The sequence below is a fragment of the Bacillus niameyensis genome (genome assembly GCF_001375535.1).
In the GTDB taxonomy this organism is placed as follows: domain Bacteria; phylum Bacillota; class Bacilli; order Bacillales; family Bacillaceae_C; genus Lederbergia; species Lederbergia niameyensis.
In genome coordinates this window covers 1445327-1470391 of record NZ_LN831197.1, presented here as the reverse complement: position 1 = coordinate 1470391, position 25065 = coordinate 1445327, and the positions used below count along the sequence as shown (strand labels likewise).

Below are 25065 nucleotides of genomic sequence, written 5' to 3'. Positions count from 1 at the left end.
AGAATTTAGATCGTCTTCTTGATGGCTGTCTATAAATTATGTATTACAAGGGTCTTTCTCCTAGTGCGCTGAAACATAAGTATTAGGGGAAAGACCTTTATCTATGAAGTCAATCCAGTTTTGCTGAATTAACATGTCAGAGCAGTTCTTCGGCAATCAGCTGATATGATTTTATTCGGTCTTTAGGGGAATCAGTAATTGTAAAGATCATAATTTCATCTGTATTATATTTTGTTTGTAACTGCTGGAATGCTTCAGCAACTTCTTTCTAGTTACCGATGATCATATTTTGTTTCATTATTTTTAGTTTATCTTTTTCCTTATCAGTTAGATCGTATTTTTTGGCTTCTTCGATTGTTGGAATCGATTGTCCTTGTCCTTTTTCTGTCTGTAGTTGCCAAATGAGTGAACTTAAGGCGATTTCTTCAGCCTCCTCGGTTGTTTCTGCACAAATCGCGGAAACGGTTAAAAGGGATTGTGGAAGTTGATCTTTCTTTACAGGTTCAAATGCATCCACGTATTGTTGGATGATTTCAGCACCATTTTTCTCGCTTATAAATTGGCCAAATGCAGACGCCATCCCGTTTTTTGCAGCAAGAGCAGCACTTTTTTTGCTAGTTCCTAGTAGCCATATTTCTGGTGTGACTGGTGGCAATGGTGAAGCAGTCACTTTTGAAAATTCATGGTCTTTAGGAAAGTCATTATTGAAAAAATGAAGCAAATCTTTGAGCAGTTCCGGCATTTTATAAACTTTCTGCAAAAAGTTATCGGATAAAGCATTAGTGGCCTCTGCAGATCCACCCGGTGCACGGCCAATACCAAAGGGCTTGTAACTTTTTAGCCTGTTTTGAAAAAGTAAATATGTTGAAACTAAAAGATTATTGATATACCTCTACTAAGAACTTCCGTTATCGAATTTACTGATTATCGGTGATATTTTTTTAGCAGACAAAATGATCTTGCATTTTAAGCTGGTAATCGTCATTGCATAAAAGTAAACAATGGATCATATACAAAAATGATTAACTAAAAACGCTTACCTCATAATAAAGGAGAGCGTTATAATTAAGAATGTTTTTAGCTCTGTATTTTTAAAAGAGCACTAGCAATAACCCCCGCAATTAATCCCCATATAGCGTTGGTGATCAAAACACTAATGAAAGCAAATGGATTGGTTAGAGGACCTTGCAAATGTCCGGTTAAAATGGGTGAGAAGATCCCGCTAATAATAATTGCTAATATACCATAGCCAATCCCGACAAAAAGTAATGTTAGTATAGGTTGAGAATCTCTTCTGATGAAAACTGTTATGCTCCAAACGATTGTAATAGCAATTGTTGCAGTAATACTCGCGATTGGTTGCCCTATGACTTCGGATATTCCCAACATACTCATAATTGGCCTGACTAAGGCAATGAGAGAGAGTATCAGAATAAGTTTCCAATTCAATTTTTTTGTTGTAACCCTATTTGACATATTGGTCGACCTCTTTCTATTCCTAGTTGAAAATCTTACTATACATACAATAAACTCAACAGCTTATAATAATCTAAACCATTTATTAAATAATTCTTAAATATGATCAATTGTAATTCTGGATGACTCCCCCTAACTATTAACTAGCGAGTGTGTTCTATTTTTAAGTAGTAATGGAGCTGTAGTTTAATCCGTTTTTTTATAAATGCGTGATATCAAAGTCATTCGAATAAAAAAGAAATGAGGTCATATATAGGCGGACAAGAGATAAAATCTTTCCTGGAGTTCTACTCTAATACTGGATTCAGGATTCGGAGGATGGAAAAAATGAACGATATAAAACTAAGACCATTAGAAAGAGTTGATTTAGGATTCGTCCATAAATTAAATATTAATGCTAACATTATGTCTTATTGGTTTGAGGAGCCCTATGAATCATTTGTTGAATTACAGGATTTGTATGATAAACATATTCACGACCAGGGGGAGAGACGGTTTATTGTACAGAAAGGTACTGAAATGGTAGGACTGGTTGAACTAGTGGAGATTGATTATATTCATCGTAGGGTTGAATTCCAAATTATAATTGACCCAGTCCATCAAGGAAATGGGTATGCGAAGACTGCTACATATCTTGCAATGGATTATGCTTTTTCCGTATTAAATATGTATAAATTGTATTTAATCGTAGACAAGACTAACGAAAAGGCAATTCATATTTATAAAAAACTCGGTTTCCAGTTCGAAGGTGAATTAATTGATGAGTTTTTCGTTGATGGTGAATATCATAATGCAATAAGAATGTGCATGTTTCAGCATCAATATTTTAGTAGGGATTCATGAGAGCTGAATTCTATTATAAAAGGGTAATATAATGAATTTAAAAAAGACCTTAAAATATTAAAAGGATTTAAGGTCTTTTTTGATTTCTCTTGTTGCATTCACAAAAGCAAGCTTATCATATTTATTTTCTGTCTTTTTTTTGTAAATCCTTTTGAATTTTACGAAGAGCTTTTTTTGAACCGCGTTCAATGTCATGATTTAGTTTCCTCGTTTTATAATCAATGAATAAAGTATCTAAATCATAACCTTCTGGATATAATTCCATTGCTTTTAAATCTAACGCCAGTCGTTTTTCATTTATTTCAATAAATTGATCTTGATATAACACAGTAATGTTATGATATTCGTCTTTTTCTTTGTACACAATTCCAAAGTCATTATGGTCTAGTAGTTTTACGCGGTCACCTTTTTGGTATTCAATATGTTTTTCTGTATTCACAACAGTAACTTTTGCCTTGCGGACTTTGCATTCATTTACTCGTTCTACTTGATAATCTTTATTTTTCATATACTCTTCTGCTCTTTTTAGAACATTTTCTGGAACATTCATCTTTCTTGAAATCCATAAGGCGTTACTATCTCCAGATTGTCCGATGAGAAGTTTAAATAATGGTTCTAATGTTTCATGATTAAATTGCATGGAAGCGTTCATAAAGTCGGTATGCATTTCGGAAAATCGTTTTATTTCTCCGTAATGTGTGGTCGCAACCGTTATACATCCCTTAAGGTAAAACTCTTCTAAGAGCGAGATTGCCAATGCGGCTCCTTCGTTAGGTTCTGTTCCACTGCCAATTTCATCGAATAGTAACAATGTATTGTTATTTACTAGTTGTAGAATCTCCGATAAATTTTTCATGTGAGATGAGAAAGTGCTAAGCGCGTTCTCTAAACTTTGGTTGTCGCCAATATCTACAAATATGTGATCAAATACGGCAATTTCGGTTTCTTTCGCGGCTGTAATATGAAACCCGGACATCGTTGCTAATGTAACAAGACCGATTGTTTTCAATACAATTGTTTTTCCGCCAGCATTAGGGCCAGTTATGATTAAACTACGAAAAGGACTTCCAATATGAAGTTGAAGCGGAACAACATCACCTGATAATAATGGATGCTTGCAATTTATTAATTTTATATGCCCATAATCATTTATGTTTGGTTCTATTCCATCTACATGCTTACTATATTTAGCTTTAGCAAAAATCATATCGTATTGCGCGATAAGTTCGATATTAATTTTTATTGGTTGGATATTTTCTGCCACTAGCCCTGTAAGAGTTGCTAATATTTGATATTCTAGCATTGCTTCTTCAGATTTTAATGTGGCTAATTCTACACTCAATTTTCCTACTACATTAGGTTCCATAAAGACTGTTGATCCTTTAGAGGACACTTCAATAACAGTTCCCTGTACTTGGTTTTTATAGGAAGCTTTTATTGGTATCGTAAAGCGGTCATCTTTTAAACTAATAACGAATTCTTGAATGAAATTTCGATTTACACTGCTGTTTAAAAATTTATTTAAGCGATCTTTGATTTTTTGCTCAGTGGTTTGGAGTTGGTACCGCACACGTTTCAGTTCTCTATTTGCGGCTGAGTCTACTTGATTATTTTTAATCGAAAAATTAATCTCTTCCTCCATGTTAATGAATTTGGTCATGGAAATTGCATACGACGCTAATGTCGGTGCAAAGAAGTCCTTACCGCTCATGAAAGTTTTTATTCTTCGGCAGCCCTTTAAAAAATCAGATATATTTAATAGTTCCGATGGATCTAAAATGATGCCTTTATCTACTTTTTCGATTGTTTGTTCAATATTAGAAACGCCCATGAAAGGTACTTTTCCACCTGCATCTACAATAGCACGTGCCTCAGATGTTTCAGTTAGTCGATGTTTTACGACCTTTAAATTGGAACTTGGCATTAAACGATCAAGAAGCTGTTTACCGAGCTCACTGACACAATACGATTGAACGATCTTTTTTAGTTCGTTGTATTGTAATTTTTCAAAAGTGTTTTCATTCATGTTTTCATTCTCCTCAATGTGATAATGGATCATCAATGAAGAAACCTACTTGCTGAATTTCAATGAGTTAATGAGAATAAAAGTGGAAGAGAAACTCCAACATCATGCACAATGTTATAATTTTTATTCGCACTATTTTAAAACAATAAAAAAGCTGCGGCAGATACCCGCAGCTTTACGTTTATAAGACAAAAGAAAACACGTTAATAAAACTATATTTGATAATAGTTCTATACATAAAACAGTGCTCTCGTTTATAAAGTAGGGTAGGTATCCTCATAGGTAGAAATAAGCTCATAACAAAATAAGGGGTATGAAAAAACAGAAATCCCCAATTGTTAATACTGCCTTATTTCAGTTAAATAATTATCCTAATTAGAAACTACCGCACTCACAAACAGCACCTCTTTATATGAATAGTATGCTCATTGAAATCGCCTACAGAATTTATTATACAATGAGATATCGAAGATGTAAACACGTCAAATACCTAGAAATGATGATGTTGCTTATGAACTTCTGGAAATTCAAACTATGATGGGCTGTTAGCGAATTATTGTCGTTTAGATAAGATTCGAAATTCAAGTCATTGTTCAAATCAGGTTAACCCTTTAGAATTTAGTAATAAGCTCTTAATTCAGCGGCAATTGGAAGGAGGCTGTTTAGTGAGATGAAAGAGGTGAGGGATACGAGTGAATCAGATTAATTTGTTTGATTGGGTATTAGAAGTTGATATGAAGAAAACGAAGGAATATTATGATAAAGATATTGACCTATGCGATTGTCTATACTGTGAAAATTTTAAGGAGTCAACTAAGCGTTTTGATCCGCGAATAATGGAAATGTTTTTTTCTTTAGGAATTAATCCTTCAAAACCAAGTCCTTTATCTGAGTTTGGTGAAATAAAAGATGGATTACATTTATACGTTGGAAGTTATCCTATAGTTGGCCATTTAGTTGAGGGAAAGTATTGTTCAAATTCTGTATGGAATGAAGCCAACACAGTTGGAATTGAGAACTTTACGTTTGGATTTGGAAAAGAGATATCGCTTGTACATGACGATTTACCTAAACCTGTTTTGCAATTAGAATTTGAAGTACTGATTCCTTGGATATTCACTGAAAAACCATAGTGTTAATGGTACATGAGTGACAGCAGGTTGAAAAAATATAAGTGAGGTTATATTTCGTGGATACAAGAATGGTGGAATTAATTAATTTATCAAAGGCAAAATTTGGCTTGAGCAACTACTATTTACACCGACATAGTTTTTATCGAAACGTTGATATTTTCAATAAAACTAACTATATACTGTCCATGGAGTGGTTTCCAAACGATGTAACTGAACAAGTTGATGAAGACACGAACCCTGATGGTACAGCATTCATTGAGATCAATGTGAATAGTTGTAAGTTTGAAAGTGCTATTTTTGTCATGGGTAAGACATATGCAGAAGATGGGATTACATTTGCTAATTCGGATACAAATGACATTATTAAATGGATTGAACAGGAAACAGGGTTGATATATAGGAGACAGTTTCAACTACATAAAGAAGCCGAAGGAGAACTTCAATTTAAAGAATGTATTGAAGGTGTAGCGGTATCTCCATCTGGATTTATTGACATTAAATTTAACCAAGAAGGGAAACTTACCTCTTTCTCAGTACATGGTCAATTTCCTTCTAAAGAATTGGTTAGAGAAGAAACTTATAATCTTTCTCTTAATATGGTAGAGCATCTGGAGAAGGAACAATTGAAAATGGTAGAATTCCCTTCCCATGAACAGAAAAAAATATTTCCAGTTTATGCAGTGGAAGAAATTTACGTCAAGAATGATGGAATGACAACAATTCCATTTGAATTTATTACTGATGTAAGATCATATTTAAAAATAGACAAAACTTTTTATTGGGATGAACCAATCGATGAAACATTTGAAAGAAAAGAGATTAGATGGATTGAAGATATTACTGCAGAACAAGCATTTTCATGCGAACCCAGTCCTGACTCATTTCCGATAACAAAACTAGAGCAAGATAAATGTATGACGATAGTCAAAAACTTACTACGACAAGAATATCCAAACGACTCAGGAAAGTGGATGCTAAAAACTCTTAATCGTGAAAAAGGGTATATTCATGCCATATTGAGAGCCAACTACCAGGACAATCGTGTCTTTCAAAGAAAACTGATGATCATGATTGATGCGAGTAGCTTTGAAGTAGTAAATTACATGGATAACAAGCTAATGTTCGAGATCTATGATCAATTTCAGGAGCCTGATAAAGTAACGATTTCGAAGGAAGAAGCATTTGCCAAATTGAAGGATTTATTTGAGTTGAAGCCGTATTACGTATATGATTTTGAGCAAAAACAATATGTTATGTGCGGAAAAATAGATTGTCATTATGGAGTAAATGCAGCAAACGGTGAGGTTATTGCATTAGATGATTTGTAGTTATATAAGTTAAGAGGATTTTGGAACGGTGAATATAGCAAAAACCTAGATGTCATGGATGCTTGTAATTGTTTTGGAAAAATGGTAATGCTAGAATAAGTCGTGTAATCAAAGGTACAACATAAGATCATTTTGCAGGAAGGCGTGGACGTAAGGTGAGTGAAAATTCAAGAAGTTTTTCAGAACAGTACGAAATTTATCCAGTACCACATAGCGTAATTTATAGCAAAGGTGTAGTTTTATTGGATAAAGAAATACAAGTTACATATGATGACACGATTGACGATGTTACGAAGAAAAAAGTAGAAAAAGTACTTAAAGAAAATAGTTTGCCGTTTTCAGTAAGTACAGAGTTAACAGCAGGTGAACTTCATTTGCTAGTTGGTACAAAAGGTTCTAATGGCCCTGTCGATCAATATGCAGCCAAACAATTAAGTAGTAAAGATTTTGATTTTGAGAAGAATGATGCCCATCTATTACAAATTCAGGATCAAACCATTACGATTCTAGGAAAAGATACAGACGCAAGTTTTTATGGTGTTGTGACACTAGAAAACATTTTAGCCCAGTTAACAGATCATACACTAAGAAGTGTAAGCATATATGATTATTCTAACACAAGGGTTAGAGGGGTTATTGAAGGCTATTACGGAATTCCTTGGAGTAATGAAGACCGTATTTCTCTCATGGAATTTGGTGGTCGATTTAAAGCTAATACTTTCGTCTTTGCACCAAAGGATGATCCGTATCATCGCGAAAAATGGGGAGAGTTATATCCTAAAGAGATGTTAGATGAACTTGGCAAGCTGGCTCAAGTAGGGAATGAGACGAAAAATCGTTTTGTTTGGACGATATCTCCATTAGGGGAAGTAGCTCAACTTGCGCGCAGAGAAGGACAAGAAGCTGTTATGGCCATGCTAGAAGAAAATACGGAAAAAATGCTCCATAAATTTGACCAATTATACGATGTTGGCGTTCGCCAATTTGGTGTATTAGGGGACGACGTTGGTAATCTACCATTAGATTACGTAGTGCAATTGATGGATTCTGTTTCTACATGGGTGAAAGAAAAAGGTGACGTATATGATACGCTTTATTGCCCAGCCAGCTACAACTCAGCATGGGCTTGGATTCCCGCTGAATTAAACGCATATGAAAAGGGATTCGATAAGAATATCCATATTTTCTGGACAGGCTCCACAACATGTGCTCCTGTCGTGCAGAGTACGATTGATGTTTTTAAAAATAAAGAGAATGACGGGTTAGTGAGAAGAGATCCGCTATTCTGGTTGAATTGGCCTGTAAATGATGTTGATATGTCTCGCGTGTTCCTTGGAAAAGGGGAAATGCTAGAAACGAATATTAAAAACCTTGCTGGTGTCGTAACAAATCCGATGCAAGAAGCAGAAGCTTCTAAAATCTCTATTTTTGCTATCGCTGATTATGCTTGGAATACAGAAGGTTTTAATGACCAAAAAAGTTGGGAAGATAGCTTTAAATATATTGAACCGGACGCAACTGAGGAACTATATGTATTAGCAAAACATATGTCTGATGCGCACCCTAATGGAATTCGCCTTTCAGAGAGTGAAGACATTAAAGAGTTATTAAATGATGTTACAGAGAAGGTCGTCAATGGTTTATCGATTAAAGAAGATGCAGATGAAGTCATCTCTGAATTATCACAAATAGCAACGATGGCAGATCAATTTTTAGTAAAAACGAAAAATGATAAGCTAAAAGAAGAATTAACACCATTTGCACAGTCATTACGTGAATTGGTTTTAGCTGATATTGAATTTATTAAAGCTAAACTGGCTACTGAAGTAGAGAATAAGGCAGAAGCATGGAACAAGTTTGCCGAAGGGCTGTCACTGCGCGGACAAAGCAATAACTATGATCGACCAATGCTTATCGGGACGAAGAAAACAAAGCCTGCTCAGAAAAGACTCCAGCCATTTACAGAAACGCTGGAAGAAAAAGTTTCGCAAAAGGTTGCCGACCTAATAGGAATTGAAGAACCAGTACAAAAGGCAACTCTATTCACCAATGCTGAAAAATACAAGGAACTAGCTGTGGCGGAAGAAGTAGGCAACACTTTAATCGTAGACGGAGGAAACATTTCATTAGCTGGCAACGAGTATATCGGATTGAAATTAAGTAGGGTGAAAGAAGTAATTGCCATTGAAACACCTTCAGTGGAAGGACTTAGCTTGGAAGCTTCTTTAAATGGTATCGAATGGTCTCAAGTAGACAACCAATATCATGGGACTGCACGATATATCCGTTTGCAAAATAGTGGATCATCAGCTATTGACTTTGCCCTAAACAGTTTTAAAGTGATTTCTCATGAGATCCAACCAAAATCTGTGAAAAATACAAACTATGAAGATCATGAAAATTTATTGGCTCTTTTTGATGGTGATTTATCGACTAATGCCTACTTTAGAGCAGGCCAAAAAGCTGGAAAATATGTTACTTACGATTTAGGTCAAGAAATAGCGATTAATAATCTAAAAATATATGTCGGGGAAGCAGAACATGATTTTCCACGCCACGCTATTTTGGAAACATCTCTTGACGGAGAACAATGGACAACAGTGATGGAGCTTGGTAAACAAGACGGACCAAACCCAGGAGAAGCAACAGATGGGGATCGAATCGATGCGATTTTTGATCAATTAGTAGTACCATATCGTATTAAAGAAGCTGAGAATGTAAATGTTCAAGCAAGATACTTACGTTTTAGAGTCACAATGGATAAAGTAGGAGCGGAAAAATGGATTAGGCTACATGAAATTATGATTAATGATGGGAAATATTATCCCGAATTGAATGATCCAACTGTCATCACAGATTCCACGGTTAATACCGGGTATGAAATCCATCATATTAATGATGGGAAATTAACTACAAGCTTTAAACCGGGAAATAGGGAAAAGGGTTATGTGCTCTATCATATTGGCGAGATAGAATACAATATTACAGGTATTACGATATTAGAGGATCCAAGAAATTTATCCGGGAGCACAGTGTCTGTCAGAACTCCAAACGGATGGACACATATAGGAAAGATGGAGTCCGCTTATCAATTCTTTAATACAGGTGCTGTTTCTGACATTCTAGATTTGAAAATAGAATGGGATGAAGGAAAGGTACCAACTATATATGAGGTAAAGCTTGATCGAGAGGTCAAATAGCTTTGTGATGACGGGTGCTGGGTATCGAAACAATACTGCATTGTTTCGGCACCTGGCACCTTTTAATTGTCTTTCACTATCAATAGCCCTGTGTTATAGTGTAAGCGAACGCAACCTCCAAAAAACCACCAATGACGTTCACGAATTGATAAGAATTCAAAGGGGGATGAGAATTAGTGGATCCGATTTTATATTCCGTTGGCATGCTAATTGTATTGCCTGCTGTCTTTCTTTTTTTATTATGGAAAGCTTCTTTCAAAAGTAAGCTTGAATGGCTGTTAGACGGACTGGTGACGACGGTATTAATCGTTTGGTTATTCCAATCGGGAAACTGGAGCTGGATAGGATATTATTTCCGTTTCTTATGGTTAATTCTCTTAATACCCGTTATTATTCTATCTTGGAAAAAGGTACATCATTTGCCGTTTTTCACAAAATATTCGATAAATCAAAAGTTCTCAATCGGTATTCATATTGTCCTTTTAGTAGTTTTTGGTCTATATAATGTTTTTATCTTTAAAAGTTATACAGTTAATGAAAAAGCGATTGAACTAACATTCCCGCTTAAGGATGGCACCTACTATGTTGGGCAAGGTGGAAATCAGGTATTAATGAATTATCATCAAGCGTACCGAGCACAGGAATACGCTTTAGATGTTTTAAAAATAAATATATTTGGAGTTCGTGCAAATGGATTATACCCGAAGGAACTTAATAAGTATCAAATCTATGCGGAAGAACTATATAGTCCATGTAATGGAAAAGTAGTCAACGTACGAAATGATTTGTCAGATCTAATTCCACCGAAATCAGATCCAGAAAATCCAGAGGGTAATCATGTCGCCTTAATATGTGAAAACTACGACGCTACCATTTTATTAGCCCATATGCAAAAAGGCAGCATTGTCGTGAAGGAAGGTGAAGACGTAAAGACGGGGCAAGTACTTGGGAAAGTAGGGAACTCGGGAAATACAAGTGAGCCTCACTTACACATACATGCTGAAAAAGACGGACAAGGTGTTCCAATAACATTTAATAATCGATTTTTAGTAAGAAATAGTTTAATTCGTTAATTATAAGTTAGATTAATTGGAAAGATGGTGTGAAAAATGATAAATCCGTTGCTAATAGAGTTTCCGGAAGAATTTGCAACTGAACGTTTAGTTATTCGAATGCCGAGACCAGGTGATGGTAAAGTTGTGCATGCAGCTATAATGGCTTCTATAAATGAACTAAAGCCTTGGATGCCGTTCGCGCAAAAGGAGCAGTCTGAAGAGGATGTTGAATTAAATATAAGGTCCTCCTATATTTCCTTCTTGCATAGAGAGGATTTAAGATTACTAGTATTTTTGAAAGACACAGGAGAATTTGTTGCCTCTTCTGGCTTACATAGAATAAATTGGTCCGTACCTAAATTTGAGATAGGATATTGGATTGATAGCCGTTTTAGTGGAAAGGGCTATATGACCGAAGCAGTTAAGGGAATTGCTGATTTTGCCTTTCATCATTTGAACGCTAAAAGGCTTGAAATTAGATGTGACGCAAAAAATGCGAATAGTAGAGCAATTCCAGAGAGGCTAGGGTTTTCTTTAGAAGGTATTTTAAAAAACGATGATGTATCTCCTGATACGAATGAATTAAGAGATACATGTATATATGCAAAAATAGTTTGAGGCTTTCATTTTTACCATAGTAAGACAGGAAAGGAGGGAAAAGGTTGAATACATTTTATTTCGTAATAGCTCTGTTTCTTATCATCTACTGTTTACTCTCAGTATATGTCGGCTATAACGGCTGGGTGTGGATTAAAAAGACATTTCCATATAGGAATAAAATGATATATGTTGTCTGCATTGTCTTTTTATCAATGAATCTATTTATTGAACGCTTTTTTTCATCTAAAATCCTCGCCTTTTTAAGTGGCATGTGGATGGTAATCATTGGGTATAGCATCATCCTTTTACCGATCGTGAATTTATTATACTTTATTTTGAAAAAGAGGGGGGCGCGAGTTTTAGGAGGAGCCGTAATAGCGTTCTTTATTTTTGTATTTGCATATGGATCTTATTTAGCCTGGAATCCTGTTGTACGTACATATGAGATGACAGTAAACAAGGCATCCAATATCGATAAGCTTAATATTCTAATGGTTTCAGATTTACATATTGGTAAGATGATAGGAGCCACTCATATTGGAAAATTGCTGGACATAACGAAAGAGAGAAAACCCGATATTGTAATGATACCTGGTGATATTATTGATGATAATATTGAGACGTTTATGGCCGAAAATGTAGGCGATGTCATTGCCCAAATAAAAGCACCGTTAGGTATATTTGCGACATCAGGTAACCATGACTATTATGGTGGAGATCTTGAGCGATTGTTTACGGAGATGGAAAAAGCGGGAGTAACGATGTTAGCAGATAAAGCTGTTGAGATTGAGGAGAGTTTTTATATCGTAGGCAGAAACGATGATACAGATGATCAAAGGAAAAATATCGCGGACGTTGTGAAAAGATTAGACGAAAAGAAGCCCGTTATTATGATGGATCATCAACCAACAGAAATTATCGAAGCCAGTGAAAATGGAGTAGATGTATTGTTATCTGGTCACACTCATCGTGGACAGGTTGCACCAGCTAATCTTATTACAAAATGGCTGTACGAAAATGATTATGGATATTTGAAGATAAATAACTTACATTCAATCGTTTCATCCGGTTATGGATTTTGGGGACCGCCATTTCGAATTGGTAGTCAGTCAGAAGTTGTAGAAATAATCATTCGCTTTGAGGAATAGATAGTATTAACGAAAAGAAGACCCTACTCATTTTAGAGAAAAGTGGGGTCTTTAAATCTATTTTCATGGCTGGATCGATGGTCTATTTTTAAAATGAGCGACATTTTTATACATTTGCTGCTGAAACAAGAAATACTGTACCCATTTTAACGGAAATTTAATAGCCAGCTCATATTTTTGATTATATACAAAGACATGTTTTTGATCATACTCAATTTTTCCTATATTTCTCAATTCAACATTGCTTTGTTTAGCCCCTTTTTTTACGATTAGCTGATCACCTGTTATGATCACTTTTCTCTTTTTATTCAATCTCACTTGATTTAGAGACAAGCCGACCGCCAATAAGATGATCAACAAAATATTGAGGATAGGCAAGTCAAATAAATAATAAGATAATCTTATTGCGAATGGAACTATTATTCCGATTGCAAACCATGTACCTGCACCAAGTTTTGGTGAACTTTCATAAAAAATATGATTCTCAATTACATTCTTGTATTCTGTTTTTCCTTTCAGAAATTGCTGCTTATGCTCTTCAATACTTAGAGAATCAAATTCAACAAAATCTGTATAGGTTTCATCCCAAATCGTTCCTTCCGGATCTTCAGTATCTGTTGAATAGCCTCCAGCCCAACCTGTGTAATGGACATCTTCTATTTCGAATCTCATTAAATAATAGCGTACTAGACGGCCATGCACATTCTCTGTTTCGAGTTGGTCCACGATCTGAATTTTGTCTGCATAATGCCAGTTACCTTCATTATTCGAATTCTTAACTACATTGAAAAGTCTTGTTTTCGCTAAATGTTGTTGAACTCCCTCTTTGATCGGATATAAATGTTCACACTTTTGCTCAAGCAAACTCCAGTAAAGTAATTCAGCACTTTCAATGTGATTCGCCGTTTCAACTAGGACGTTTTCTTCATAAGGTATACTTTTTGCGATGCAAATCATGAATGCATCTGTCTTAAGAATAGGGTCATTGAACTGTAAAGCCTTTAATAATTCTTTTTCTACTTCTTGAGAGAAATAATATACCATTAAACTAATCAATAGTCGCATCTTATTTCTGATAAGTAAATAACTATCTTTCCATGCAGTATAGACAAACTTTGTTGAATAGTCTTTGTCAAACTTCGTATATTCCTCCAATACTGCTCGATAGTCTTCTAGTAATATAGGAAGAATGAATTCTTTTTTATATCCGTGTTCTAAACCAGATTCGTTAATGGAAACTAATAAAGAATAATACATAAATTTGTATTGTTCGGTATGTATATATTCCAGAGTTTCATTTAAAATATTTTTGGCTAACACAGGATAGGAGCCAAGTTTCCCCATTCTTGAAAGCTCACCAGCTTGGACTAATTCAATTATTTTTTCCTCCAAGAAATAAAAAGCTTTTTGGTCTTCGGTTGATAATATAAATTCAATTACACGCTCTTTTGCCAAAATGTTAAATTTATTGAAATTCTTCATAAGAGCTTCCAGAACTTGAGGCATCGGAAAATCACATGCAAAATCAATCAAATAGTACGATGGATTATCCCAATGGTCTACTGGCTCTGGAAATTTGGAGGCAGCAGCTTTAACACAATCAACAAGCACCTCAATTTGCACTTGAAGGTCTTCCTGTCGTTTAAATTGATTGAGCTCACTGAGTGCCTCATATCTCTTTCGCGGATCTTTACTCTTTAGCTTTCTTAAAATATTTCGCAATTTTAATTCAATCTTCAATTGTCCCACCCAGTCATCAATTATGTTATTACTATTATTCTATACGTTTTAGGAAAAGGATAAAACTAGCCCTTTTTCCTAATCGTTTTAATGGTATAACAAAATTCAAGCGAACAACCTAGCATTCCAAGTGCTTGCAAAAACTTTTAAAGGTTTATAAAGAATAACTTTTGATAAAAATGTCCAAAGTTATTGACATTTTACTCAATATTGTTAAAATGAAAATGTCCAATACTTTTGACAAAGGTGATATTGTTGAAAAATAAAATAAAAATAGTGCGGAAAAAACTGGGGATGACGCAAGAGCAACTGGCCGAGAAATGTGGGGTCGTTAGGCAGACTATCAATAGTATAGAAAATGATAAGTATGATCCAACACTGGAATTGGCATTTAAATTGTCAAAAACATTAAATATGAAGGTAGATGAATTGTTTTATTATGAATAAATTTCATACGAATTATATCATTACGATGAAGGATATTGTGAGGGAAGGGGATCCCATATTACATCAATCTACAAAGGATGTAGAGTTGCCTCTTTCTAATGAGGATAAAGAGACATTAATTTGCATGATGAACTTTTTGAAAAATAGTCAAGACCCCGAACAAGCCATAAAATATAAATTGCGTGCAGGAGTGGGGTTATCTGCAAATCAGATCGGTTTAAATAAGCGAATGTTTGTCGTGTATTTATTGGATGAAAAAGGCGCTAAACATGAGTACACCCTTATAAACCCGAAAATAGTTAGCCATTCTGTGTCCATGATTTATTTACCGCAAAGTGAAGGCTGCCTTTCTGTAGATCGTGATGTAAAAGGTTATGTTCCAAGATATGCGCGAATTAAAGTGAAAGGTTTCAATATAGAAGGAGAAGAAAAGGCCATAAAATTAAGTGGATATCCTTCTATTGTTGTGCAGCATGAAATAGATCATCTTAATGGAATTATGTTTTATGATCGAATCAATAAAGAAAATCCATTCACTCTTCCAGAAAACGCTAAAAGTTTATATGACGATAGCTGGGAGTGAGACATCCACTTCATCGATTGTAGTTTTACTTTTTCAAGCTCCTTTTTGCTAACAGAGCGTTCGTACATTAACGTACAACGCTTTTTTTCGTAATACGACTGATCTTGACGAAAACTGAATAATGCCATTTTGTCATTATAACGTGTATCACATGGTTATACTGCTATTATGAAGCCGCTACGTTTAATAAATTTTAATATTTAAATACATAAAACTTAGAAAAAATATAGAAATAGGATGACATCAATGATCGGAAAAGTGTATTATCAAAAAAGAAAAAAGTTTTGAAAGAGGATTAAATATGAGTACAAGAATTAAGAATAGCGGAAGTAGAAAGCTTAAAAAAGTATCGAGAGCACTAGCTGTAATGATCGGGGCATTTATAACAGCCTATGGACTAGAAGCAATTTTAATTCCTAACAATGTATCAGATGGTGGTGTGACAGGTTTGAGCATTGTTGGTTCGCAATTATTTGGGTTACCGCTTGGGATTCTAATCGCAATTCTAAATATCCCATTTGTATTTTTAGGATATAAACAAATTGGGAAAAGCTTTGCTATTTATTCCATTATCGGTATTGCTTCATTAGCATACGGGACTAGCGTCATGCATCACATACCAACTATTATTCAAGGGGATACATTGCTAGTAACTGTTATCGGTGGTATTATTATTGGTTTTGGAATGGGGTTAGCATTGCGAAATGGCGGTGCATTAGATGGTATTGATATGCTAGCTGTTTTACTTTCAAGAAAGTTACCTTTTGGAACGAGTGATCTTATACTATTCTTGAACTTGTTTGTGTTCATGGTTGTTTCAACGGTATTTGGGCTTCAAGGAGCATTTTTATCGGGAATCGCTTATTATATTGCTTCTAAGGTAATTCATATGGTTGAAGAAGGTTTAAGTGGTTCGAAAACCTTTAAAATTATTACGAATCAACCGGAATTAATGGTTGAAACTATACGTGACCGTTTAGGCCGTAGTGCAACGTATAATCTCGTTAAAGGCGGTTATTCCAATGAACATTATAAGGAAATTACTTGTATAATTAACCGTTTAGAGGACAGTAAGATGAAAGAAATCATCTATGAGATTGACAAATCTGCCTTCGTTGCAGTATATGACGTAGCTGAAGTTAGAGGCGGTAATTTTAAAAAGAATGACATTCATTAATGAATCAAAGTGAAGAGGTGTCAAACTGGTGAATGAACTAACCTTTTGGTGCCTCTGATTTTTTACGTCTAATATATCAACATTTTTTTGGAAATTTCATTTATATCTATATTTCCTGTAGGAATCCACTCCAAAAAAATGGAGTTAGAACATGAACTATTTGTAAAAAAGAACTGTCTAAATAATATCAATAGCGCAATCTTAAAATTGAAGTAAAACTTAAATATAAATTTTTTGAGAAGAGGGATGGGGGTTATAATGAAAACTTTAGATCATGTTCAAAAGGAAAATTGGCTGAAAAATATTATTCTTTTTTTAAGCAGTCAAACTATATCACTTTTTGGTTCTTCCATAGTTCAATACGCGATAATGTGGCATATTACTTTAACAACGGAATCTGGTTTAATGATGACGCTGTACATCATTTGCGGGTTTATTCCAACCTTTATTTTGTCACCAGTTGCTGGGGTATGGGCAGATCGCTACAATCGAAAAATACTCATAGTTTTATCGGATGGGCTTATTGCACTGGCTACACTCATTCTAGCTATCCTTTTTTTAATGGGATATGATTCCATTTGGCTGCTATTTGTAATGGCAGCGATTCGTGCCTTTGGTTCTGGGGTTCAAATGCCAGCTGTAGGGGCCATTTTGCCGCAAATTGTTCCAAAGGAAAAGCTAACAAAGGTAAATGGTATAAATGGAAGTATTCAAGCCGTTATTACGTTTGTTTCTCCAGCAGTTAGTGCGGGGCTGTTAACATGGGCATCAATTGAGATTATATTTTTTATCGATGTTATTACAGCGGTGATCGCGATCTTCACACTCCTTGTCTTTTTAAAAATTTCTGTGCATAAGAAAGCTGCGGAAAAACAAACTACAAGCTATTTCAGTGATTTTAAACAAGGGTTGCACTATGTTACAAACCATGATTTTCTGAAAACATTTTTCCTCTTTTTTGCTGTATTCTTTGTATTAATGGCACCTGCAGCATTTTTGACCCCATTGCAAGTGACGCGTAGTTTTGGTGATGATGTATGGCGACTAACGGCCATTGAAATAGCCTTTTCCATCGGAATGATGGTAGGTGGGGGAATTATCGCATCATGGGGTGGTTTTCCAAACAAAATCAAAACCTTGGGATTGGCAAGCGTTATTATGGGAGTTAGTACAATGGCGCTCGGTGTTGTTCCGCTCTTTTGGATTTATTTAACATTTATGGGGATATTCGGTATAGCGATGCCAATTTTTAATACTCCTGCTACCGTTTTATTGCAGGAGAAAGTAGAAGAAGAATATTTAGGGAGAGTTTTTGGGGTAATGGGGATGATTTCAACTTCGATGATGCCTCTTGGAATGATTATATTTGGACCAATCGCAGATCTAATCAAAATTGAATGGCTATTGTTAGGAACGGGACTATTGATTATCATACTAGCCGTTTTCCTAGGTCGAAATAAAGTGTTAATTGAAGCTGGAAAACCAATGAAAGAATCATAAAGCGAAGGGCCTACAAACAGATGAACGAACTATTAAAATTGCACATATCTAAACAAAAGAACTACCCAAAGTACTTCTTGATTTGAAATACCCTCTTGTAAATTAAAAGATCCATACATTTTTCGATCGCCCATTTCTCCAGTTATTCTTAAGAGGATGTCCAAGTACTTGTACTTTGAACATCCTCTTTTTTTTATATAATCAACATTACATACTAGATTTCTCTTCCTTCTTTGGAACAAAAGGAATGTGATTATAAATTTTGATGATAGCGTTAGGAAATGGTTCAAGAAAGGGACTTATTTTATAAATCCCCACACTAACAATAATACTAATAATGATACTGCCGAGCACATCAAACGGATAATGATGTCCGACGAAAATGCGAGAAACCCCTGTTAAAATAGCTAACGCAAGCAAAGCTAATCCAATTTTACGCTGACGTAATAGAATGGCTAGTGCCAATGAAAAAGCACCAGTCGTATGGTCACTTGGGAAGGATGCATCTGCTGCGTGTTTAATTAATACGTCTACATCATGCGTAACAAACGGACGGGGCTCAAAATAGAATAACGTGATGACGAAGTTTAGTAATAAACCTAATCCACCTGTAAGAGCAGAAAAAAATACAATTTGTTTATATTTATCATTTCCGAAAATCCACATCAATAATAGAGTTATAGCATATATGATTAAGGCCTTATTAGTGACAAAAATCATAACTCTATCTAATAATGGGAATTGTCCTGCGTATTGATGAATGGCTTCAAATAATTCGTAATTCACTTATTTCTCCTTTCTAATCTTAATCTTCACTAATTCTTAAGTTCATTTGATGATATCATAAATCAAATCAAGAACAAACGATGATTTAATTGGAGACTTATTTTTAAAAACAGATACAGCTTTATATCCAAGCAAAAAAGGTTGTTTAACTCATCCCCACAATATGATATTTTTGTGTAGGTGATTAAATTGATAATAAAAGATTTATTTGTAAATGTATCGATCCTTGTTTCTATCCTATTCTTTTATTCCCAGATTTCAAGTAAGCTGCCATTATCTAAAAAATCTCCAATTGGAATTAAGATTTTTTTAGGCTTTTTAGGTGGACTTTTAAGTATTATCCTTATGGTATTCAGCATTCATGTAGGGACAACTCTTATTGATTTAAGGCATATTCCAACAATTTTATTAGCTTTTTATGGTGGAGCCATTCCAGCGTTAATTGCTTCCGCTTTGACGATTGGCGGGAGATTTTTAATTGCATCAAACACGGCATCTTACCTAGCTATAGTCATTAGTGTGACGGGTACAATATTTGCACTATACATATCTGAGCGAAAAACTTCGAGTAAGGTAAGAGTTACTATGGCTTTAACTTTTAATAACTTTGTATTTTCTATAATATTTTGTTATCTCGTCCAAGACTGGATGACAGTTTTAAAAGTTTTGCCAATCTATTGGATTATCTCGTATTTAGCGGCTTATCTAGCTTTTTTTGTTATCGAATATATTAGACGAACTCAAATGCTATTTAATCGATACGAACTAGAATCTGCGACAGATGGGTTAACAGGTTTGAATAACAAAAGAAAGTTCCAAGAGGTGTTTAACCAATTAACTCATGAATTAACAGATGAGGAACAATCTTTATCTCTGTTATATCTTGACATAGACCATTTTAAAAACGTAAACGATACTTATGGCCATTCAGAAGGAGATGTTATTCTGAAGGAATTAGGGAAGAGGCTTCGAAGATGTATTCGATCCTCTGATATAGTTAGTCGTAATGGCGGGGAAGAATTTACGGTTTTGATGGTAGATTGTCCATTAACTGGAGCCGTTGAAATCGCCGAAAAGATAAAGAAGAATGTTGAAACAAATCCTTTTATATTAAACTCAGGCGAAAAATTAAATCTGACAATATCTATAGGTGTTTCCTCTTATCAAGAAACGACGAATGATCCTACAAGGTTAATCGATGATGCGGACGGCGCATTGTATAAGGCCAAACAATCTGGTAGGAATAAGGTATGTATAGCTAACTTAAGTAATCACTAGTTGATCAGCCTGTTATTATAGCAGGCTGATTGTACTTATGTGCAAACGGTAGAATTGAATCCTTGTCTTTCTTACCATGACTGCAGACTTCCTTTATATTCTTTTACACTAAAAGAAAAATGCATGGCGCAAATTTTGAACCAAAGCTTGACTGGTTCTTAGAATAAGGTAATTGGAATTTAGTGATCAACATTGAGCTCGATTACATTCCCATCAGGGTCTGTGCAAAAGACTTGGATAAATCCGCTTTTTGTACTAAGATTTTCTTGAAAGGGAACAAGGTGGGCACGTAAATGATTGAGTGTTGCTTCGTAATCTCTAACTCTTATCGCGATATGGGCTTCTTTCGTATCAATCGTATTGTGTGTTCGTAATGTTTGAGATTTAGAGTATTGGATCAAATGAAGTTGTTGCTCTCCAACTTGATACCAAGCCCCTGGAAAGTCAAAATTTGGTCTTTCTAACTCATCCAAGCCAAGAACGTTACCGTAAAAGTGTTTGCATTCTTTTAAATTTTCCACAGTCAGACTAATATGGTGTAATCCGATGATCTCCATCATAAAAAAAACACTCCTTTCACTTGACAATCATTGTACCAGACAATAATCCAATTACTCCTATTAACATTATTCTCCTCATATATAACCTATTCATATAATAATATTACGTATTATTCATAAGTTTTTCAAAAGGTCCGGAAAAATTATCTTTATATATTTGTTAGTACTGATCGCAACATCGTTTGTACGTAATGCTATAATGAATGTAGCAAAGCAAGAACTTTGATAGAAAGATTGTTTTATGAAGATGGATTGGAGACAGGATATGTTTATAAAGGAAGCAGGCGACGAAACAGGCCCGTTACTCATTTTTTTACATGGTGGCGGTGTGAGTGGTTGGATGTGGGATAAACAACTTGAGTATTTTCAAGACTATCAAATGCTAGTGCCTGATTTACCAGGTCATGGAAAAAGCAGTAGTGAAAGTCATTTTTCTATTAAGAATAGTGCTGAAGAAATTATCCGGAAAATTAAGTTGAAAGCTCATGGGAAGCAGGTCATAATTATTGGTTTTTCATTAGGAGCGCAAATTATCATCGAGATTCTACATCAGGAGCCGGACTTAATTGATTATGCAGTTATTAATAGTGCTTTAGTTCGTCCAATGCCTTTATTTCATAGTTTTATTAGTCCCATGGTTAAGTCCACAGCGTTCTTAATTAAAAATCGAACTTTTGCTAGGTTGCAAGCGAGAGAACTTTATATTGATAATGAGAATTTTGATACTTACTTTTTGGAAAGCAAACAAATGAAAGCGGAGACACTCATTCAAGTTTTAAAAGAGAATATGGTTTATACGATCCCAAAAAACTTTTCTAAAGCAAAAACAGAAATTCTTGTAACTGTAGGAGAAAAAGAAAAGGGAATGATGCGAAAATCTGCACAGGATCTCATTAAAGCCAATCCAAATTGTAAAGGAATTATTTTTCCAAAAGTAGGCCATGGAATTTCATTTGCAGATCCAAAATTATTTAACAAAACGATTGATGCTTGGTTAAATGAGAGGAAACTACCTGAAAATATGCAAATTATATCTAACTAATATTAATTCTGAAACTTAATTCCATTTCTAACGTAAATAAAATAAACTATAAATAAAGAAAACAAATAAGCGAGGTGATTTTTTTGTGGTGGATTATAGGTGTTATGATATTTTCAATCCCGATTGTTGCAATTATAACTGATCATATGCAAGCAAGGGCAAAAATTAAAGGGGAATTTATTAAAGACCAATTAGAATTGGAAAAATTAAAACATGAGAATTATTTGATTGAAACAGAAAAGCTTAAGTTAGAGCTTGAAAGAATGCAAATAGAAACTTCAAAAGATGATGTTTATAAAATAAAATAAAATCCTCAAAAATCAAGTGAAGCTTGTTCCAATCATTGTTATATATTACCTAGGAAAGGTATTGGATTATAAGATGAAGACTTTGCAATGGAGAGATTATGATCTGAGTTTAGATAAAGAAATAGATTCTTGGATATTACCTTCATATAGTAAAAATGCGCAGTTAATTAACCGGTATGCTTTTTTTAATGAACCAGCTTCCGTACAATACGAATGGTATAAAACTCATCCATTTGAAATGTCTAACATTGCAGATTATTTTAAAGTTGTCGAGTTGGATCATATGATAATTGCATTATTAATTCTAAATTATTTTAAGGATGACAACGGAAGGTTGGTCTTAGGAATTAATCCAATTGCTGTAAATCCTAATCTAATAAATCAAGGATATGGGACACTTATCTTATCAGATCTTATCGCTAACACTAAAGTAGTCACTGGTTGTGAGGTAGATGTTATTTATGCGGGGATAGATGAAAAAAATTCAATAAGCACTAAGTTATTTTCAAAATTTGGATTTAAAGAAGTTGGACGATCTGAAGATAAAGAATTTCTGTATTTCGAATTAAATAGATCCATTGGTTAATTTGAACTGATTACTCTTAAACTTAGTAATGCCTTAATATATGAGGAGATAAATTCAGAACAACTACTAGTTGGAAATCTGAATTTATCTCCTCTTTTTCGTATATAATTTTTATATTTTAATATAACTTTTGTAGCATTTTAGGTTTTTGTGTCGAAAAATCTAAGCTGTAAATGTATAATTGGTAGGGTAACAATTTAAAAGAGAAAGGGGAGGCCCTACTTAATGGAATGGACATTAGCGATTCTGTTTATAGTTTCCGTCATATTGCTCATCATATCTTTTTTTACTTCTGGAAAGGATGCAAAAGCTAAGCAGAAAGAAATAGATATGATTCATATATCTGTCACAAACGAAATCGATGAAATCAAGGATTCAATCCGAAATATTGAGTTTGACTTGGATATTGTTTTTAATGAGTCAGAAGTCCAGCTTTCTGCAAAAGAAAGGTTGTTTCTGCGTGAAGTGCTAGATTTGTATAAGCGTAATTATTCTGTCGAGAATATTGCTGCAATGAAAGAGTCAACGGAAAGTGAAATTAAACAATTACTTGCTCCTTACGTAACACCTAAAGAAGAAAGGAGAAAAGTTGACCAATGAAATATACCTTTTTAAGGAGTTTTGCTGCTGGAATTTTACTTGCTACAACTGTTTGTGGCACAGTTTATATCTCTAATAACAGTGATGAAAAACCAAAAACTCCTGTTCAAACGACGGAGAAAGAACCGGCAGCGCCTCGCTCATTATCTGATGAAGAAATGAAAGTTCAACTTGAATCATCCGGCTATGTAGTTCAAACGAAGGATGAATATGACAAAAAAATTGAAGAAACAAAAAATGCTGTACAGAAGGAACAACCGGCTGAAGAGTCCAAAGATGTAAATCAAGTAATATTTTTTGTGACTGAAGGAATGACAAGTATTGATGTCGGGAAAATACTTGTAGAGGCTAAAATAACGGATAATGCAAATAAATTCTCGCAAAGGGTTGAAAAAAAAGGTGTGCAAAACCGTTTACGGCCGGGCGTGTATAAAGTAGACAGTAAAATGTCTGTAGATGAGATCATTTCCTCTGTTTTTAAATGATTAATATCCGATAGCATGCAAAAAAGGATTTCACACATAATCGGTGAAATCCTTTTTTGAGCTTGTCCTATGTAACAACTATAAAACTAGTAAGTTAAGAACCTCTATTAAGATTAAAAGATAAAGCGTAAAAACATCATTGATAAAATGCCTACTATAACTGTTCCAAGTAGACTACGTGTAAGAATGGCCACCGCAAACGTTGGTAATGCGGCTATTAAATCGATATTATGTTGGAAAGATAGTTTTCCTTCGGATAATAATAATTCTTGTCCAATTAAAGCAGCCATAACAGCAACTGGGACATGGCTCAGCCAACGCATTCCCCAATCTGGTATAGATAGTCGGCTTAGGACAACAAGTGGCAGTACTCTTGGTACAAAGGTGACAACTGCCGAGCCTAAAATAATCAAAAGGATATAAGAGTTTATTTCCATTTTTCCACCACCATTCCGATCGTTGAGGCGAGAATAATTGCAACAATTACACCGATGCTACTTGATGAAATGAAGCTTACTCCTACACCAACGATCACTGCGCAGATTGCTACTACAACATCAATAAAATATTTCTTTCTCCCGAGCATTTGTATAACGAGAAGCCCGATAAACATCGCTGGTAAGGCGAAGTCAAGTCCGAACTGTTCTGGGTTTGTAATCCACTGGCCGAAGTAGGCCCCAGCTATATTAGCTATAATCCAATTTAGATAGGCTGTTATATTTAATCCATGCATCCATTTTTCACTAATATATTTTTTGTTTCTAGATTCATTGATCGCTACTCCAAAAGTTTCATCTGTAAGCAAGGCCCCAATTAATGAATTCTTTAAGGGAGTCAAATGACGAAAATAGGGCGATAAGGCAGCGCTTAGTAAAAGATGCCTAAGATTAACAAAAAAAATAGTGAAGATAATTGCAGTAGCAGATGCATTGACTGCAATCATGCCAGCTGCAATAAATTGAGCCGATCCGGCGTATATTAACGAACTCATTAAAATAATCTCTAATACACTAAGCCCTGCAGTTTTTTCAATAACTCCAGCTGCAAATCCAATACTTAAATATCCTAATAATGTAGGAATACATGCTTTTACTCCGTCAAAAAAATGACTTTTCTCTTTCTGTATTATACTTGTTGCTACTTTCATCTTCTCACCTCATAATC

Annotated in this window: 25 protein-coding genes; 17 read left to right on the top strand and 8 right to left on the bottom strand. The window is 34.7% G+C overall.

From position 1 onward, the window contains the following. Positions 1–268 precede the first annotated feature (268 nt). Both BN1243_RS22495 and BN1243_RS07245 read right to left on the bottom strand, forming a co-directional pair. Positions 269–817 carry an LLM class flavin-dependent oxidoreductase gene (locus tag BN1243_RS22495; protein WP_268258081.1) on the bottom strand — a complete coding sequence of 183 codons (549 nt, stop codon included), beginning with the start codon at positions 815–817 and terminating at the stop codon, positions 269–271. Between the two features lie 260 nt (positions 818–1077). Then, positions 1078–1476, bottom strand: a complete 399-nt coding sequence (locus tag BN1243_RS07245) for a hypothetical protein (protein ID WP_062105524.1) — start codon at positions 1474–1476, stop codon at positions 1078–1080. 327 nt (positions 1477–1803) lie between these two features. Between BN1243_RS07245 and speG the strand changes: the two genes are divergently transcribed. Next, positions 1804–2319, top strand: coding sequence for a spermidine N1-acetyltransferase (gene speG / locus BN1243_RS07240; RefSeq protein WP_062105523.1), 516 nt, complete (start codon positions 1804–1806; stop codon positions 2317–2319). A 121-nt stretch (positions 2320–2440) separates the two neighbouring features. Here speG and BN1243_RS07235 read toward each other — a convergent pair whose 3' ends face one another. After that, the gene (locus BN1243_RS07235; RefSeq protein WP_062105522.1) at positions 2441–4345 is read right to left on the bottom strand and encodes an endonuclease MutS2; all 1905 of its coding nucleotides are present in this window, start codon (positions 4343–4345) and stop codon (positions 2441–2443) included. Positions 4346–5037: 692 nt separating this feature from the next. Here BN1243_RS07235 and BN1243_RS07230 point away from each other — a divergent pair. The 6 genes from BN1243_RS07230 (at position 5038) to BN1243_RS07205 (ending at position 12809) form a co-directional block, all read left to right on the top strand. After that, entirely contained in the window at positions 5038–5478 is a 441-nt protein-coding gene (locus BN1243_RS07230) for a hypothetical protein (RefSeq protein ID WP_062105521.1), read from the top strand. A gap of 56 nt (positions 5479–5534) precedes the next feature. Beyond that, positions 5535–6806 (top strand): hypothetical protein, encoded by a 1272-nt coding sequence (locus BN1243_RS07225; RefSeq protein ID WP_062105520.1) that lies wholly within the window; start codon positions 5535–5537, stop codon positions 6804–6806. A gap of 155 nt (positions 6807–6961) precedes the next feature. After that, the gene (locus BN1243_RS07220) at positions 6962–10006 is read left to right on the top strand and encodes a beta-N-acetylglucosaminidase domain-containing protein (protein WP_062105519.1); all 3045 of its coding nucleotides are present in this window, start codon (positions 6962–6964) and stop codon (positions 10004–10006) included. A gap of 176 nt (positions 10007–10182) precedes the next feature. Next, the gene (locus tag BN1243_RS07215; protein ID WP_230200118.1) at positions 10183–11079 is read left to right on the top strand and encodes a M23 family metallopeptidase; all 897 of its coding nucleotides are present in this window, start codon (positions 10183–10185) and stop codon (positions 11077–11079) included. 39 nt (positions 11080–11118) lie between these two features. Next, positions 11119–11679 (top strand): GNAT family N-acetyltransferase, encoded by a 561-nt coding sequence (locus BN1243_RS07210; protein WP_062110466.1) that lies wholly within the window; start codon positions 11119–11121, stop codon positions 11677–11679. 44 nt (positions 11680–11723) lie between these two features. Beyond that, positions 11724–12809, top strand: coding sequence for a metallophosphoesterase (locus BN1243_RS07205; protein WP_062105518.1), 1086 nt, complete (start codon positions 11724–11726; stop codon positions 12807–12809). A gap of 63 nt (positions 12810–12872) precedes the next feature. Here BN1243_RS07205 and BN1243_RS07200 read toward each other — a convergent pair whose 3' ends face one another. Next, on the bottom strand, positions 12873–14549 hold the full coding sequence (locus BN1243_RS07200) for a hypothetical protein (protein WP_062105517.1): 1677 nt from the start codon (positions 14547–14549) through the stop codon (positions 12873–12875). A 255-nt stretch (positions 14550–14804) separates the two neighbouring features. Between BN1243_RS07200 and BN1243_RS07195 the strand changes: the two genes are divergently transcribed. From BN1243_RS07195 to BN1243_RS07180, 4 genes are all read left to right on the top strand, one after another. Beyond that, positions 14805–14996 (top strand): helix-turn-helix transcriptional regulator, encoded by a 192-nt coding sequence (locus BN1243_RS07195; protein WP_062105516.1) that lies wholly within the window; start codon positions 14805–14807, stop codon positions 14994–14996. Beyond that, positions 14989–15579, top strand: a complete 591-nt coding sequence (gene def / locus BN1243_RS07190) for a peptide deformylase (protein ID WP_062105515.1) — start codon at positions 14989–14991, stop codon at positions 15577–15579. Before BN1243_RS07195 ends, def begins: the two co-directional genes overlap by 8 nt. 367 nt (positions 15580–15946) lie before the next feature. Beyond that, positions 15947–16756 carry a YitT family protein gene (locus BN1243_RS07185; RefSeq protein WP_407638883.1) on the top strand — a complete coding sequence of 270 codons (810 nt, stop codon included), beginning with the start codon at positions 15947–15949 and terminating at the stop codon, positions 16754–16756. Positions 16757–17014: 258 nt separating this feature from the next. After that, entirely contained in the window at positions 17015–18256 is a 1242-nt protein-coding gene (locus tag BN1243_RS07180; protein ID WP_062105513.1) for an MFS transporter, read from the top strand. 207 nt (positions 18257–18463) lie between these two features. On the opposite strand, the gene BN1243_RS07175 is transcribed toward BN1243_RS07180, so the two are convergent. Continuing rightward, the gene (locus BN1243_RS07175) at positions 18464–19042 is read right to left on the bottom strand and encodes an undecaprenyl-diphosphatase (RefSeq protein WP_062105512.1); all 579 of its coding nucleotides are present in this window, start codon (positions 19040–19042) and stop codon (positions 18464–18466) included. Positions 19043–19231: 189 nt separating this feature from the next. Here BN1243_RS07175 and BN1243_RS07170 point away from each other — a divergent pair, with 189 nt between their 5' ends. Continuing rightward, positions 19232–20320 (top strand): GGDEF domain-containing protein, encoded by a 1089-nt coding sequence (locus BN1243_RS07170; protein ID WP_084781841.1) that lies wholly within the window; start codon positions 19232–19234, stop codon positions 20318–20320. Positions 20321–20499: 179 nt separating this feature from the next. On the opposite strand, the gene BN1243_RS07165 is transcribed toward BN1243_RS07170, so the two are convergent. After that, the gene (locus BN1243_RS07165; protein ID WP_062105511.1) at positions 20500–20880 is read right to left on the bottom strand and encodes a VOC family protein; all 381 of its coding nucleotides are present in this window, start codon (positions 20878–20880) and stop codon (positions 20500–20502) included. A 247-nt stretch (positions 20881–21127) separates the two neighbouring features. Here BN1243_RS07165 and BN1243_RS07160 point away from each other — a divergent pair, with 247 nt between their 5' ends. The 5 genes from BN1243_RS07160 to BN1243_RS07140 all read left to right on the top strand — a co-directional run bounded on the left by BN1243_RS07160 (position 21128) and on the right by BN1243_RS07140 (position 23901). After that, on the top strand, positions 21128–21922 hold the full coding sequence (locus BN1243_RS07160) for an alpha/beta fold hydrolase (protein ID WP_230200117.1): 795 nt from the start codon (positions 21128–21130) through the stop codon (positions 21920–21922). A gap of 104 nt (positions 21923–22026) precedes the next feature. After that, entirely contained in the window at positions 22027–22230 is a 204-nt protein-coding gene (locus tag BN1243_RS07155; protein ID WP_062110462.1) for a hypothetical protein, read from the top strand. Positions 22231–22303: 73 nt separating this feature from the next. Further along, a complete protein-coding gene (locus tag BN1243_RS07150; protein WP_154669817.1) occupies positions 22304–22816 on the top strand; it encodes a GNAT family N-acetyltransferase in 513 nt (170 codons plus the stop codon). 225 nt (positions 22817–23041) lie between these two features. After that, entirely contained in the window at positions 23042–23416 is a 375-nt protein-coding gene (locus BN1243_RS07145; protein ID WP_062105508.1) for a hypothetical protein, read from the top strand. Next, the gene (locus tag BN1243_RS07140; protein ID WP_062105507.1) at positions 23413–23901 is read left to right on the top strand and encodes a hypothetical protein; all 489 of its coding nucleotides are present in this window, start codon (positions 23413–23415) and stop codon (positions 23899–23901) included. Before BN1243_RS07145 ends, BN1243_RS07140 begins: the two co-directional genes overlap by 4 nt. 113 nt (positions 23902–24014) lie before the next feature. Here BN1243_RS07140 and BN1243_RS07135 read toward each other — a convergent pair whose 3' ends face one another. Continuing rightward, positions 24015–24338 (bottom strand): AzlD domain-containing protein, encoded by a 324-nt coding sequence (locus BN1243_RS07135; RefSeq protein WP_062105506.1) that lies wholly within the window; start codon positions 24336–24338, stop codon positions 24015–24017. After that, complete coding sequence (locus BN1243_RS07130) at positions 24329–25048, bottom strand: AzlC family ABC transporter permease (RefSeq protein ID WP_062105505.1); 720 nt, start codon at positions 25046–25048, stop codon at positions 24329–24331. Before BN1243_RS07130 ends, BN1243_RS07135 begins: the two co-directional genes overlap by 10 nt. Positions 25049–25065 lie beyond the last annotated feature (17 nt).